This window comes from Bacillus sp. 1735sda2 (assembly GCF_024159245.1).
GTDB lineage: Bacteria > Bacillota > Bacilli > Bacillales > Bacillaceae > Bacillus > Bacillus pumilus_O.
In genome coordinates this window covers 412,966-428,099 of the sequence record NZ_JAMYWZ010000001.1, presented here as the reverse complement: position 1 = coordinate 428,099, position 15,134 = coordinate 412,966, and the positions used below count along the sequence as shown (strand labels likewise).

Annotated in this window: 14 protein-coding genes; 4 read left to right on the top strand and 10 right to left on the bottom strand. The window is 39.8% G+C overall.

All coding sequences use genetic code 11. The features are described 5' to 3' along the window. Positions 1 to 13: 13 nt before the first annotated feature. The 3 genes from NKR21_RS02050 to NKR21_RS02040 all read right to left on the bottom strand — a co-directional run bounded on the left by NKR21_RS02050 (position 14) and on the right by NKR21_RS02040 (position 3,845). Complete coding sequence (locus NKR21_RS02050; protein ID WP_119124409.1) at positions 14 to 517, bottom strand: GNAT family N-acetyltransferase; 504 nt, start codon at positions 515 to 517, stop codon at positions 14 to 16. 17 nt (positions 518 to 534) lie between these two features. Continuing rightward, a complete protein-coding gene (locus NKR21_RS02045; protein ID WP_144457042.1) occupies positions 535 to 1,860 on the bottom strand; it encodes an LLM class flavin-dependent oxidoreductase in 1,326 nt (441 codons plus the stop codon). 200 nt (positions 1,861 to 2,060) lie between these two features. After that, positions 2,061 to 3,845, bottom strand: a complete 1,785-nt coding sequence (locus NKR21_RS02040) for a right-handed parallel beta-helix repeat-containing protein (protein ID WP_144457044.1) — start codon at positions 3,843 to 3,845, stop codon at positions 2,061 to 2,063. A gap of 263 nt (positions 3,846 to 4,108) precedes the next feature. Between NKR21_RS02040 and NKR21_RS02035 the strand changes: the two genes are divergently transcribed. Then, positions 4,109 to 5,602 carry a peptide MFS transporter gene (locus NKR21_RS02035; RefSeq protein WP_012008907.1) on the top strand — a complete coding sequence of 498 codons (1,494 nt, stop codon included), beginning with the start codon at positions 4,109 to 4,111 and terminating at the stop codon, positions 5,600 to 5,602. A 44-nt stretch (positions 5,603 to 5,646) separates the two neighbouring features. Here the strand turns inward: NKR21_RS02035 and NKR21_RS02030 are convergent, their stop codons facing one another. Both NKR21_RS02030 and NKR21_RS02025 read right to left on the bottom strand, forming a co-directional pair. Then, positions 5,647 to 7,080 carry an amino acid permease gene (locus tag NKR21_RS02030; protein ID WP_119124407.1) on the bottom strand — a complete coding sequence of 478 codons (1,434 nt, stop codon included), beginning with the start codon at positions 7,078 to 7,080 and terminating at the stop codon, positions 5,647 to 5,649. 311 nt (positions 7,081 to 7,391) lie between these two features. Continuing rightward, complete coding sequence (locus tag NKR21_RS02025) at positions 7,392 to 7,976, bottom strand: dienelactone hydrolase family protein (protein ID WP_012008906.1); 585 nt, start codon at positions 7,974 to 7,976, stop codon at positions 7,392 to 7,394. 395 nt (positions 7,977 to 8,371) lie between these two features. Between NKR21_RS02025 and tcyA the strand changes: the two genes are divergently transcribed. The 3 genes from tcyA to NKR21_RS02010 are packed head-to-tail and all read left to right on the top strand — an operon-like array spanning position 8,372 to position 10,622. Beyond that, on the top strand, positions 8,372 to 9,187 hold the full coding sequence (tcyA, locus tag NKR21_RS02020; protein WP_003213831.1) for a cystine ABC transporter substrate-binding lipoprotein TcyA: 816 nt from the start codon (positions 8,372 to 8,374) through the stop codon (positions 9,185 to 9,187). After that, positions 9,174 to 9,866 (top strand): amino acid ABC transporter permease, encoded by a 693-nt coding sequence (locus NKR21_RS02015; RefSeq protein ID WP_012008905.1) that lies wholly within the window; start codon positions 9,174 to 9,176, stop codon positions 9,864 to 9,866. Before tcyA ends, NKR21_RS02015 begins: the two co-directional genes overlap by 14 nt. 12 nt (positions 9,867 to 9,878) lie before the next feature. Further along, a complete protein-coding gene (locus NKR21_RS02010) occupies positions 9,879 to 10,622 on the top strand; it encodes an amino acid ABC transporter ATP-binding protein (RefSeq protein ID WP_012008904.1) in 744 nt (247 codons plus the stop codon). A 180-nt stretch (positions 10,623 to 10,802) separates the two neighbouring features. On the opposite strand, the gene NKR21_RS02005 is transcribed toward NKR21_RS02010, so the two are convergent. The 5 genes from NKR21_RS02005 to NKR21_RS01985 all read right to left on the bottom strand — a co-directional run bounded on the left by NKR21_RS02005 (position 10,803) and on the right by NKR21_RS01985 (position 15,057). Beyond that, entirely contained in the window at positions 10,803 to 11,477 is a 675-nt protein-coding gene (locus NKR21_RS02005; RefSeq protein WP_012008903.1) for an ABC transporter ATP-binding protein, read from the bottom strand. Beyond that, positions 11,478 to 12,764 carry an ABC transporter permease family protein gene (locus NKR21_RS02000; protein ID WP_012008902.1) on the bottom strand — a complete coding sequence of 429 codons (1,287 nt, stop codon included), beginning with the start codon at positions 12,762 to 12,764 and terminating at the stop codon, positions 11,478 to 11,480. A 5-nt stretch (positions 12,765 to 12,769) separates the two neighbouring features. Beyond that, entirely contained in the window at positions 12,770 to 13,750 is a 981-nt protein-coding gene (locus NKR21_RS01995; protein WP_012008901.1) for an ABC transporter permease, read from the bottom strand. A 31-nt stretch (positions 13,751 to 13,781) separates the two neighbouring features. Next, a complete protein-coding gene (locus NKR21_RS01990) occupies positions 13,782 to 14,168 on the bottom strand; it encodes a hypothetical protein (protein ID WP_012008900.1) in 387 nt (128 codons plus the stop codon). A 604-nt stretch (positions 14,169 to 14,772) separates the two neighbouring features. Next, a complete protein-coding gene (locus NKR21_RS01985; RefSeq protein ID WP_041815153.1) occupies positions 14,773 to 15,057 on the bottom strand; it encodes an AbrB/MazE/SpoVT family DNA-binding domain-containing protein in 285 nt (94 codons plus the stop codon). Positions 15,058 to 15,134: the final 77 nt, after the last annotated feature.

The window sequence follows — 15,134 nt, the reverse complement described above, 5'->3', positions numbered from 1 at the left end:
CCCTTCTTTCCTCTTATGGTTGTGTAATATCTGACCTTAGTTGTTTTTTCAAATAAACCGTGATATGACCCTTGCCTAAATCCTTTTCTCCTGCTCTGACGTAGCCTTTGCGCTCATACATGTCTATGAGCCACGGATGCTTATCAGCTGTACCTAAAGATACGTATGGCACCTTTAAGGTATCTCTTAGCACTTCGGTTTCCACCCATTCCAGCAAGATAGAGCCTGTCCCTTTTTTGGCGGATGGTTCTGAGGCAAACCACCAAATGTGAGGGACACCGAACGGACCTGGCTGTTCTCCCCAAGGCATACGGAGCGACAAGGTGGATAGAAGCTCTCCGTTTTCTTCCATCACATAGCAAAGATTCTTTTGTACATTTTTCTGAACGAGAGCGAAATCAGCATGTGCTGCTTGGAACTGGATGCCGAGCTCACGAATTGGCTCATAAGCTCTTGTTGTCAGTTCAAGCAGCGCCTCTATATCTGCCTCTGTTGCCAGACGAAATGTGTATCCCAACGTTGGTCACCTCACCTTTATGTCGTGTAGCGATTTTTTGGCTGTGCTAATCCGAGATTTTCTCGTAAGGTTTGTCCTGTATATTCTGTTTTAAATAAGCCTCTCTCCTGAAGAATTGGGACGACGCGGTCTACGAACATGTCCAGCCCTTCTGGCAATAGCGGGGGCATGACGTTAAAGCCGTCTGCTGCTTCTTCATTGATCCATGTTTCCATCACATCTGCGAGCTGCTGTGGTGTACCAATGAAAATATTATGACCACGCGAGCCGGCAACTGATTGATAGAGCTGGCGAATGGTCAGGTGATCCTTTCTCGCCATATTCATCACGAGATCAAAACGGCTTTTTACCGCATTTGACGTGCTTGGATCAATCTCTGGTAGCGGGCCGTCTAAAGGATACTGAGACAAATCAATCCCACCTAAGTAGTTTTGCAGAATGCTCAGCCCAATCTCAGAAACAATCAGCTCCTGTAATTCTTCATATTTCGCTTTGGCTTCTTCCTCTGTATCAGCAATAATCGGGAAGATCCCCGGCATGATGCTGACGTCTTCTCTAGCACGACCAGCATCCTCTACTTTCTCCTTCAAGCTTTGATAAAATTCCTTCGCTTTTTCGAGATCGTTTTGTGCTGTAAAAATAAGTTCAGCCGTTTTCGCTGCAAGCTTTTGACCGTCTTCGGATGACCCTGCCTGAATGATCACTGGCTGCCCTTGAGGCGTACGTGATACGTTAAGTGGCCCTCGTACTGAGAAGAACTCCCCTTTATGCTGGAGTTCATGAAGCTTACTAGATTCGAAGAATTCTCCCGTTTCCTTGTTTCTGACAAGGGCGTCTTCTTCCCAAGAATCCCACAGACCTTTGACGACCTCGACGAACTCTTCTGCTCGCTCGTATCGTTTATGGTGGGCTAAATGCTCTTCTCCGCTAAAGTTTTTCGCTGTTTCTTCAATAGAAGATGTGACCACATTCCATGCCGCTCTTCCGCCTGATAAATGATCAAGGGAGGCAAACTGTCTTGCAATATGGAAAGGCTCACTGTATGTAGTTGATGCTGTTGCTGCTAATCCAATGGATGAAGTAGACTCAGCAATGGATGAAAGCAGGGTGAGCGGTTCAAATCTTGTAAGTACATTCGGATGAGAGGTTTGGTTAATGGATAAGCTGTCGGCTAAAAAGAGTAAATCTAGCTTTCCTTCCTCTGCTTTTTTCGCTAATTGTTTAAAATAATCCAGGTTCATGGCTGCATCTGATACGGCATTCGGATGTCTCCAAGAGGCAACATGATGTCCAGTTCCTGCGATGAATACGCCTAGCTTGAGCTTCCTTTTCGGCTGTGACACTTGTTCTTCATCCTTTCTATATCCTCATATATCAAACTGAAGTCCTCAGAAGATACATTTTTCTGATTGAATTAATCGGTTTTATCAATAAAAAAAGGGCAAATGTTGCGAAAAATGAAAAATAATTATTACTATATGCCCTTTTTACAGGATTGTCAACCGCCTTCTGAACCTCCAAAATGAGGGATTTCTCTCATTCATTACGGTGTATCGATTTCAATATTTCCAATGATCCGGTCGGTCGTATGTGTCGTCAATTGGCTGCGTTCGAGCATATTATGGGCGATCACGGAATGAGTAGACGATATGGTGCGGACAGCAATTGCTTTTTGAGGAGATAAATTAATGATGTTATTCCGCAGTACACGGGCTGAAGCCGCTTGATCGATAAAGATCGCTGTCGGCTGTCCGAACGAACGATTTAAATAAAAGCGGTTATCTCCGATTTGTGGTGAACCGTTTTTAATATACATCACGACATATAAAGATGATTCTTCAAAGGAATTGTCTTTAATTTCTAATGGTCCCGTCGTGTTGCTGTATACGGCGTAGTTTTGGTAGTGCTTAAAGCGATTATGCCAAATGAAAGCCTTTGCATTTCCAGTGACACTGATCGTATACGAAGACCCAAGCTCTTGGTGTCCTTCTTGAATAAAGTGATTGCCGTTGATTCCAGCTTCCCCTTCCTGCACCCAGATCCCTCTGCTGAATTCTTTGAATTGATTGTGCTGGATGAGGATATTCGTTCCTCTTACCATCGCTCCATCAATCACCGAGTAAATCGTATTGTTTGAAAAGACGACGCTATCTGACTGATAGATACGCAGCGCTGCGCTTCTTAGTCCTGTATTCGTCCCCGATTCAATATGATTTCCTTCTATTAGAATACGGTTCGCCATATAAACGGACAAAGCCGCATCTTCAAATAGACTGATCTTATTCCCTGTAATGTGAACACTATCGCCCCTCACATCAATCCCTTTTTCAAATCCTTCAATCATATTGCCAATAATGATCACATTGTTTTCTGTTTGACCAAGAGAGACACCTAAACTCGTAATTCCTGCTTTTGTGACGCCTCCTCCTACCGCACGGATCAAATTGTTAGCAATGATGGTTTCCGTGGCAAATCCATAGGAGATACTGCTATCTGTATGATTGCCTTCGATGATGACACCATAGCCATTGAAGTTATAAATAGAGCTTGCGGCGCCACCTCTTACAATGTTGTTTCGGATTTGAATATTCAGCGGTTCCTCCATATTCACTGCATTTTCCCCGTAGCCTTCAATATCAATGCCCATTCTTGGCTCGACTCCGTTTACTCCTGCTCTCTCAAGCAGACAGTCCTCCACAATGACCCCGTCACAGCCTGTGATCGAGATATTGTTTCGCCTTGAATCTGTAACGTGGCAACCAGAAATATGAATAGATGAAGCAGGAGAGTACGTTTCAACCTGTGATAATAAACCATGGGGACTGACAATGATGCCGTCTCCCGTACAATTTTTGATTTGTACACGATTCACTTCTACATCAGATGCCCCTTCAATACATATCCCAAAGCCCCACTCATGGGTTTTTCGTTCAGGGGGAAGCGACTTGTATACATGTTCATGTCGATCCCCTTCGATTCGCCCGCCCCTGATGGTCACATGCTGAACCTTTCCTATATAAAAGGCCGCATACCCCCACGAATCATTTGGTATCACCTTAATGACGGCATCTGGCGCCATCTCAATCGTCATATGACTTGGCACACGTATACCCGCACCCCGGAAAGGAAAAAATCGATCTCCTCTGTACACTGCATCGATGACATACGTGCCGCTCGGCAGCCAGACGTGAGAATACCCCTGCGCTTTCGTCCATTCTAAGCATTCATTGAGCTTCGCTGTACAGTCCGTTTTCCCATCCGCCACCACACCAAAATCTTGTACATTGACAACAGGCTTTTTCAGATCAGATTCATTTAATTCCCCCAACCTAAACTCCTCCTTTTCACACATGTTCTCTTGTCATCCTATGCATGTGTAAAAGGTTTGCTTGTACAATTCTTCAAATTTTAAATAAATTCTTTCAATATAACTTTCAGACCATTCTCACTTGAAAGAATTTTTCATATTTTTGAGACTTTACGCCTATTGAACTAACATTTTCCTGTTTTAGAATAGTTTTATATTGACACAAGAACTATACAAGAATATCATTTTTCTCATATCTCTTTTTTTAAGAAAGGATCTATGCCATGTCTACAATTGACCACGATAAAATTGTTAAAAGTGTTCCTCAAAAAGGGTTTTTTGGACATCCTAAAGGACTTTACACACTGTTCTTCACTGAATTTTGGGAGCGTTTCTCCTATTATGGCATGCGTGCACTGCTTATTTATTATATGTACACAGAGGTGACAAAAGGCGGTCTTGGTTTTGATCAAACGACAGCCAATTCGATCATGTCTGTCTACGGTGCGCTTGTCTATATGTCAGGCATTATTGGGGGATGGCTCGCCGACCGCGTATTCGGTTCGTCTAGTACGGTCTTTTATGGCGGGGTGTTCATTATGCTTGGACATGTCATTTTGGCTTTACCAAGCGGAGCAACAGCGCTCTTTATTAGTATGGGTCTAATTATTATTGGGACAGGTCTTCTGAAGCCAAACGTTTCAAACATTGTGGGCGACCTGTATTCTAAAACAGACCCACGCAGGGATTCTGGCTTTAGTATTTTTTACATGGGGATCAACATGGGCGGTTTTATTGCCCCGTTAATTGTCGGAACACTCGGTCAAAAAGTGAACTTCCACCTCGGATTCTCACTTGCTGCCGTTGGGATGCTTGTTGGTCTGATTACATTTGTGATCACGAAAAAACCGAATCTTGGTCTTGCCGGTACTTATGTGACAAATCCACTATCAGCTACTGAACGCAAGAACTTCAAAATTTTCGGAACATTAATTACCATTGTGCTTGCTGTTTTTGCTGTCATCGGCATTCAAACAGGTGCACTCACAATTAATTTATTCACTTGGTTTGTCAGTGCCCTTGGTGTGCTCATTCCGATTGTATATTTCATCGTCATGTATTTCAGTAAAAAGACGAGCCCAGTGGAGCAATCCAGGGTTCTCGCTTATATTCCATTGTTCCTTGCTGCGGTGATGTTCTGGGCGATTCAAGAACAAGGCTCAAACATTTTAGCCACATATGCAGATCAACGAACAAACTTGAATTTCCTTGGGATGACACTTGCCTCTTCGTGGTTCCAATCATTGAACCCAATCTTTATTGTGCTATTGTCTCCTGTGTTTGCTTGGTTGTGGATTAGACTTGGAAAGAAACAGCCGTCTACCCCGATTAAGTTCTCACTTGGCCTTCTGTTTGCAGGGTTATCCTTCATCATCATGATCATTCCTGCCTACATGTCTGGTCCGAATACACTTGTGAGCCCATTATGGCTCGTTCTGAGCTTCTTCCTTGTCGTGATCGGAGAACTCTGCTTATCACCTGTTGGGCTGTCAGCGACAACAAAGCTTGCACCTGCTGCTTTCTCAGCGCAAACGATGAGCCTTTGGTTCCTTTCAAATGCGATGGCACAGGCGATCAACGCGCAAGTGGTCAAACTGTTTGATAAAGTCCCAGAAACCGTCTATTTCGGTATCATTGGATTACTCGCCATCGTTTTATGCGGTGTGATGCTACTCTTAACACCAGTGATTAAGAAAGCGATGAAAGGGATTCATTAAATAAAAAAGAAGCCTGCCCATTGGGTTGGCTTCTTTTTTATAGTTTAAAACCGGATCTCATCATCTCCATGAATTTGCAGCTTGAGCGATTCACTTTTCGCCTGATGCTTTTTTACATAGCGGTGATAGACGACATACCCAATGATCATGAGAGGGACGCCGACATATAGCCCGATGCGCTGCTCATGATCAAAGGCAAGGCTGATCAACACGATGGTGTTGAGCGTAATCGCAATAATCGGCAGAACCGGATAAAGAGGGGTTTTAAATTTTAAGTTTTCCAGCTTTCCGCCTGCTTTCAAATATCTTCTGCGGAAAAGCATTTGTGATAAGGTAATGGTGATCCAGCCAGTCTGAGCACTCATGCCGGCAATGGACACGATCCAGGCAAAAACTGTTTTTTCTGCAAAGAAACCGGATAATAGCGAAATCCCTGTAAACAGGAACGTGAGCAGTAAGGCATTCATCGGAATACCGCGCTGATTCACGCGTCTAAATGCTTTTCCTGCCATTCCTTCTTTCGATAAGGAATAGAGCATTCTCGTCGATGCATACAAGCCAGAGTTGGCAACAGATAATAAAGCGATGATAATGACAAAGTTCATGATATCTGCCGCAAAAGGAATACCCGTTCTCTCAAAAACAGTAACAAACGGACTTTGCAGCACACTCGCTTCCTTCCATGGCACCATACCTGCTAAGACAAAGATAGATAGGACGAAAAAGACGAGTGTACGCCAAACAGTCTGATGAATCGAGCGCGGAACGGTCTTCTCAGGGTTTTCACTTTCTCCTGCCGCAATCCCGATCAGCTCTGTTCCTTGGAATGAAAAGTTCACGGTGATCATCGTGACCACAACGGCAAGCAATCCATTTGGAAACAGCCCATCACTCACAAAATGACTGAAATAAGGGGCAGGTTCACCGCTCGTTGTTTCAATAAGACCAAACATCGCCGCTCCGCCTACACCGATAAAGAGTAAAATCGCAATGATCTTAATGGTTGAAAAGAAAAACTCCGACTCCCCGAACGCTTTCGCCGACCGGGCATTTAATAAGAAAAGACACAATCCAAAGATGAGACACCAAATCCACACATCCACTTGCGGAAGCCAGCGCCTCATTAGCTGTCCTGCTGATAAAAATTCAAGGGCGACCGTTGCTGCCCAGCCAAGCCAATAAATCCAGCCAACCGCAAAACCCGCTGCAGGGCTGACAAATTTCGTCGCATACGTATGAAACGAACCGGACACAGGAAGTGCAACCGACAGCTCTCCAAGACACAGCATGGTTAAATACATAATCAATCCGCCCACAATATATGAAAGAACGGCTCCAACTGGCCCTGCTTGTCCAATCGTATAGCCCGTTCCTAAGAAAAAGCCTGTCCCAATGACACCGCCAAGTGAAATCATAAATAAATGACGGGAGGTCATCGCCCTTTTCAATTGCTCAGGCTGATTTTGTCCAACATCCACAATGATGCCCTCCTTCTTCTAAGATGTTCTGTTATCAAAACATGTCTCCATGTGATTCATTCCATTTTCAAAACAACCTACTAATTATACATCTTTTATAATAAATATGCTTCCTTCTATGGTCACTGTCTTAAAGTCTTTATTTTAGTAATGTTCGCACAAATATGCGGTGAATCTTATCATTTGATAGGATGCCGTATAACCAAAATATTCGCACAAAAAACCAGTATGGAACTCCATTTACATACTGGTTTCTTTTCTCTTATGATCAATTGTAAGACACCGTTCACTGTTTACACATTCACAAATCTTTATTCTTCCAGCAAACACATTTTGATAAAATCATCTATTTCCTGAAAGCAGCTATTTTTAGATTCAGCGTGAAAAGCCGTAGAATATGGATCGGCGAATCCATGCTTTCCTTCTACTATTCTCACGCATAGATTGTCCTTTTTCTTCAAAATTTCCGCAATCTCTAGAGGGTTAAAAGATGCTTCGATCTTTGGGAAAAATAAAAGAGTTTTGCAAGCAGGTGCAAGATGGACGTAATCTCTGATTCTTGAACCATAAAACCCAATAACTCCGGTAAACAGCTTATCATATTGGCTGCATCTCCAAGCAATTGTTGCCCCCACACTAAAACCTATGAGAAATATATCTCTCAATGCATTTTTCGTTTTTAACTCTTTTGCCACATTCAATACGATCTTTACCGATTCATCAAAATCAACTTTATTCATAAAGTAGTCGTATGCCTCATTCTCACTGACATAAGGAAAGTTTTTAACCTTTCCTAATAAATGAGGACAATACACCTCAAAGCCAACTTTGTCAAAATGATAAATGACACTCTTCATATGATCATTTATTCCGTATATTTCGTGTATTAAGATCATGACGGGTTTTTGTTTCGATATATGCAAATGACCACACTTCCCTTATATTACGTTTGTTCACTGAATATCGTTTACTTTATTTTCTTAAAAAGTCATATGAATCGACTGATATACAACAACATAACCATCTTTTGATGTGATGATCATAGCATATTTTTCCATTAAATAGTCTATCTAACATTCTCATTAATCGAACAATTTTCATTATCGTTTGAAAATGTGTTGGGTTTTAACCACCTTTTGTTTTGGGTATAGTTCTATCGTTTGTCCGTCCAACCATTTAAGGGCATAAAGTTGATGAGATTCGCTCAAGCTAGTTTCAAATGCTTTACTTTTAGGTTGCTTCTCTGTAAGATCATATGTTGTAAATACCAACAAGAAAAGTGGGGAATAAAATGAAAAAAATGTTCTTTGCCATTATGTTAGGCGCTTGTGTTGCATTGATCACGGCATGTGGATCTGGTGCAAGCGACAACGCGAATAAACAATCTGGGTCTAAGGAATCAGGTGACCTTTGGAAATCCATTCAGGATAAAGGTGTTCTGACGATCGGAACAGAGGGTACTTATGCTCCTTTCACATTCCATGACAAAAAGACAGATAAATTAACTGGCTACGATGTAGAAGTCATCACAGAAGTAGCAAAACGTCTTGACTTAAAACCTGAATTCAAAGAAACACAATGGGACAGCATGTTTGCTGGACTGAATTCAAAACGTTTTGACGTGGTAGCGAACCAAGTTGGTAAAACTGGACGTGAAAATCAATACGAGTTCTCTGATAAATACACAACGTCTCAAGCCATTGTTGTGACAAAATCAGATAACAACGACATCAAGAAACTATCTGATGTCAAAGGCAAAAAAGCAGCACAATCCTTAACAAGTAACTACAATAAACTAGCAACAGATGCTGGCGCTAAAATTGAAGGCGTTGAGGGTCTTGCACAATCGATTCAATTGATTCAGCAAGGACGTGCTGATTTGACATTCAATGACAAGCTAGCTGTATTGAATTACTTGAAAACAAGCGGGAACAAAAACCTAAAAGTTGCATTTGAAACAGGAGATCCTCAAGAAACTTACTTTGCATTCAGAAAAGGCAGCGGCGAAGTCGTTGACAAAGTGAATGGCGCATTAAAAGAAATGAAAAAAGACGGTACACTTGCTAAGATTTCTAAGAAATGGTTTGGTGAAGATGTTACAAAGTAATACCCTAGGAGTCGTCATTCCTTGGGATCTTCTTCAGCAATCTTTTTGGCCAATGGTGATGCAGGGGATTTATTATACAATCCCCCTTGCCATCATTGCCTTTATTATTGGTATTTTTATTGCGCTTGTGACAGCTCTTGCTAGAATGTCTAAAATCAAAGCCCTCAGATGGATTTTTTCCATCTATGTGTCGGCCGTTCGTGGAACGCCGCTTTTTGTGCAATTGTTTATTATTTTCTATTTCTTTCCGACATTTAATATCACACTAGATCCATATCCAAGTGCCATTATTGCTTTTTCATTAAACGTAGGTGCGTATGCGTCAGAGATTATCCGTGCATCCGTCCTGTCTGTTCCTAAAGGACAATGGGAAGCTGGTTATTCAATTGGGATGACGCATCGTAAGACGCTCGTCCGCGTGATTTTACCGCAGGCTGTGCGTGTATCGATTCCGCCACTATCTAATTCATTCATTAGTTTGGTGAAGGATACATCCCTTGCCTCCCAAATCCTCGTGGCAGAGATGTTCCGTAAATCTCAGGAAATTGCTGCGGCGAACTTGGATCAGATCTTGTTCATTTATATGGAAGCAGCCCTGATCTATTGGGTATTCTGCTTCATTCTATCACTCGTTCAGCATCAAATTGAAAAACGACTTGATCGATATGTCGCAAGGTAAGGAGGGAAAGACATGCTAACAGTCAAAGGCTTAAACAAATCCTTTGGTGAAAATGAGATTTTAAAGTCGATTGATTTTACGATCAACAAAGGGCAGGTTGTGGCGATTCTTGGTCCATCAGGTTCAGGAAAAACAACGATGCTTCGCTGTTTAAATGCACTTGAAATTCCAAATGCCGGCTCCTTTACCTTCGATGATTTCTCGATTGATTTTTCTAAAAAAAATAAACAAGCTGATTTGCTCAAACTTCGCCGGAAGTCAGGCATGGTGTTTCAAGATTATCACCTGTTTCCGCATCGTACTGTTCTTGAGAATGTGATGGAAGGTCCAGTCCAAGTTCAGCGCCGGCCAAAAGAAGAGGTGCGAAAAGAAGCGATTCAGCTCCTGCAAAAGGTAGGACTTGAGGATAAAAAAGATTTGTATCCCTTCCAGCTGTCAGGCGGTCAAAAGCAACGTGTCGGCATTGCCCGTGCACTTGCTATTCAACCAGAGCTCATGCTTTTTGATGAACCAACCTCTGCACTTGACCCTGAGCTTGTCGGGGAAGTCTTAAAGGTCATGAAGGATTTAGCGAAAGAAGGCTGGACCATGGCGGTCGTCACACATGAAATCAAGTTTGCCCAAGAAGTGGCAGACGAAGTGATTTTTATTGATGGCGGCGTCATCGTCGAACAAGGTCCTCCAGAAGAAATCTTCAAACGACCAAAGGAAGAACGAACAAAACAATTCTTAAACCGGATTTTAAATCCAGTATGATGAAAAAAGGCTGTTCTCATGTAATGAGGACAGCCTTTTTTTATGATCAAGTTGTTAATTTCGTTCTTTAAAACCTCTGCATTTGGAACTAAAAGTTCGAATAAATTCTGACAAACACAGAACGCTTTTATACATCGTAATACGGTCGGCTACGTGCTCTGATGATTCGGACGTGTCTCTCTATCTTACACTATGAAAAACCCCGTTACTTATATTTATTTGTCTCTCTCCCTGTTTAGCCAAATCCTTATTATGTGTCACGATGATAATCGTCTTTCCCACACGATGGAGATCAGTTAACAAATCAAATATAATTTGTTCGCTTTCCTCATCTAAAGAGCCAGTGGGCTCATCAGCAAGAATACAATCTGGATCATTAATTAAAGCCCTTGCTGTTGCCACTCTCTGAGCCTCTCCCCCAGAAAGCTCCTTAGGATACGCCTTTGCTTTATTTTCTAAACCGACATATCGTAGCATTTCAATAATGTGCTGTTCTTGTTTTTCTTTAGACAAATCACTATTCCATAGCGGAATCTTAACGTTTTCAAATACGTTTTTTTCATCTACCAACGGATAGTTTTGCAAGATGATACCTATTTTATTTTGCCTAAAATCAGCTAATTGTTTATAGTTCTTGTTTGTCAAATCATGATTTCTATAAAAGTAAGAGCCACTTGTTGGTTTATCTAGACCTGCAATAATGTTTAATAAAGTAGTTTTTCCACTTCCACTTCTACCTGTAATCATAACAAGTTCATTCTCTTTAATAGTTAAATTAACATCCGTTAAAACCCTGTTTGTTTGTTTCCCTGAGTTAAATTCTTTAGACATATTTTTAAACGTTATCAGGTCCATTTATTCTCTTCCCTTCAGCAGCATTTGTATCGGCATTTTTCTAAACCTAAAATAAATCGGAGCAGTAATGATCAGACTAAACACAAGAGAAAAGACAATACCACCTATATAATAAAATGGATCTAAGGCTCCTAATATGAACGAGACACCCAATGCTGTTAATCCAAATGAAGTCAGACTAAGCAACAGCACTTCACTGAAAATGAAAGCGAATATATGCTTCATTGTTAGACCTGATATGAGGTAAATCGCATATTTTTTCATATTTAATTTCAGCTTTGTCCGCAATACAAAATAAATGGTCACTAGTGAGAATAACGATAAAGTCACTGTCAGTAAGATCAAAATTTGTTGATTTTGTTCCATCATACTCGACAAAACAACAATACCTGTTGTATTCGCTCCAAGAATCGCAAAATCTGTAAAATTAGCTTCTTTTCCAAGCTGGTTGACTTCTTTAGTGATTGCAAGACTATCTTTTGGTGTAACTATGAATCCATTAATACTGTGAAGTAATACCTTCCACTGGAAATCGTAGAATTCTTTATCTTTCCGTTCAATTTGGTCAAAGTGCATCATCGGTAACACCATATATCTGTCTAAATACACTTGGGAATCTTGCCCTATTGTTGTATAAGTGTTTTTCTCCAAAAAACCAATCACATGAACGTCCAACTTCTTGAATAAGTATTCAACGGTTATCTTGTCACCGATATTGTATAAACCCTGATAGCTTGATCCCAAAAGAACAGGGATATCTTTATTCTCTTTATAGTCAAAGGCTTTGTCAGGAAGTAGCTCACCTTCTGAAAGTTTTATATCTAGTAACTTCATCGCCTGTTTATTCATTTGCACAGCTTTGATCGTTTCATACATTTGATGATCTGTTTCTGATTCATAAGGTTCTATAATACTATTTTCTTCAAAACCAGCTAATAAAGATTGAGGACCATTAAAATTGAGGATGCCTACTGGTTGCTGTGTAACATTAATAAATTGAAACTTTTTGGCGGAATCAAATTTTTTATATAATACACGGAGCTTATCTACATTGGATGGACTGCTTAAAAATGCATCTTCTTTTTCGTCTCTCAATTCATCATCTATTTGATACACGTTTTGATTTTCAAAAGGCCTCATAAAACTTTTAGCATGCGTTTCAGATTTTTGATAGTTTAAAAACAATATCGTCATAAAAAAAGAAAGCACTATCAGCTCCAGAATGACCAAAAATGCAATGGTTTTTTTGGATACTAAACTTTCCCAACATTCTTTCAACAGCAACATACATTTTACCTCAGTCGTTTTATAATATTTTCGTATGATTTATTTTTAAACGCCACCAAGAAAGTTCCTAATCCAAAAGTCGTGGCGATTATATAGCTTAGAATGATTATATTTGTTTGTTCATCTGAAAATGGAAAAACAAGTTTTCCTGTAAACAAGCCTAACAAATAAAATAATTGTGAAGCTGCAAGGTATTGAAAAATGAGGCTTTTTAAAATTTTTCTCTGTTGGAATCCGATGAGTTGTTGAATCGTAATCAACATGGTCTTTCGGTGAATCCAATATACAGAGATAAAAGTTGATGTAAGGCCAACTATACAAAGGAGAATATAAAAAACAAACTGATTTTGCTTATCAGTACCCATTACACGATTTAAACCTTTCTCCTCCTTATCTTTAATGTTGATTGCTGTTTTTTTGCCAAGCATCTTTTGTAATTGATTCTTCATGTTTTTCATGCTTGAATAATCATCTATTACATAATAATTCTTGCTTTCTTCCTTTGATTCTTCCAGAGCATCAATATTAATAAGCGTTTGCTGATCAAGAGGCGTAGGTTTTTCTAAACCCATACGGCCGATGATTCGATATTTCTCTCCTTTATAAAGAAAATATTCTCTATCTTTAATAACTTTTCCTACAACAGCCACTTTTTTATGATTATAAAAATCACTCGAATTAAAGAATCTTCCTTCTAAAATGGGGGGTTCTTCAATTGGATCTTTTGAAAAAAAGCCTCTGACTTTTGTATCACCATCAGAGGCTTCTTTGAATATGGTATATTCCTTTTGATCATCAAAATTATTCCAATTGAAGGGGTCCTTTGTTGAAATTTCCACGTAAACGCTGATATTACTATACAAAGAGTTTGAAATTCTCTCTACCCGTTGTTGATTAGTTAAATAGTGACTGTATAAAGCCACTATGAAACTAATAATAAAAAAGGGAATACATAAATATATTAGGATTGCTACTCTTTGTTTCATGTAAACCCACCTTCAATTATAGAATCCAAGATTAATTGCCCCAGTAAGTTTTAGCTTTTCCACCTTGGCACCAACCAGATTTAGCGATTGTCTTACCAGTTCCCCAGACTCGTCCACTACTCGTGATAACACCACTTAACGGCCATCTTTTTTCATATCTTGCTGTTGTATAGTGCTTTTTGCCTTTCCATTTCGTGATACCTACTGCTCTATGCCGATTCATACGGTCATTCAATTCTCTATAGCCCTTATGGGACTGTGGCTTACTTGCTGCGAGGGTAGCAAAGCCTTGCTGTACAACCCCTATATCTTCGTCCCAACCTAAATATTCCGTTGCTGAAGCATTGGAAGGTAAAACACTGCTTCCTATTAATCCAGCGAAAGCAATAACCGACAAAACAAAAGATTTTCTTTTCATTATGACATTCCTCCTATTTAGTGAATAATTACTGTTTTGTAATTATTTTCATCAATATTACCACATTTCTGTCAATAGTCAACTAGTTTACAAAGCATATATGCCTATAATTTTCAATCGTGTTAGAACTTCCAAGCAGCTTATTTATAGTATCTTGAGAATCGTTCTATCTTTAAATTGAGTAATACGATTCCAACTTATAGTTGAATTCGCTTAGGAACGAGGTCAATGATATGTCAAACTAAAAACTATTCTATATCCTAGTAAATTTCTTTTAAAGTTATCTTTCTAGAAGATACCATACAAATATCCAATAAATATCATTTTGAACATAATGAGTGGAGCAAAAGAATGAAGACAACTCTTATCACTATAATATGATTTGACTTTGTAAATGATAAATCAATGTATTGTTCATTTTTAAAATAAAGGTGATAATTTTCAAAAAATTAATTTAACAAATTCAGCTGTCTACTTAAAAGATTTTATAGTGTAAAACATTGTAAATACATTATCCTTTAATAGACTTTCTCAATTATAAAATGAAGAGATGAGAAATTTAAGGAGATAAATAAAGCTGTCGAGATAATCTCGACAGCCTCTTTTATATTTCCTTTTGCAAGCGAAGTGCCAGTAAATCTTGTAAGAGCAATCTCGCTCCCTCTGGACTGATGACCACTCCACCCGATAGCACTTTGTTGGAGCCTGTTACTTCCCCTGTGACGATACAAGGTTTGTCCTGCCAATACGGTTTTATGACAATTTGGTCTTCTTCTCGATAAATCTCCATAAAATCGCGCGGATGAATTTTCAACCGTTTTCTTATATCTGTCGGCAAGACAACTCTTCCGACGTTATCTATATATCTTACATAGTCTTGATTTAACAAATTGACCCCCTCCTGCATCTCTAGATATAGGCAATTCCCTCTTTATCAAGGAATGAAGCGCTTCAATCGGTTAGAGA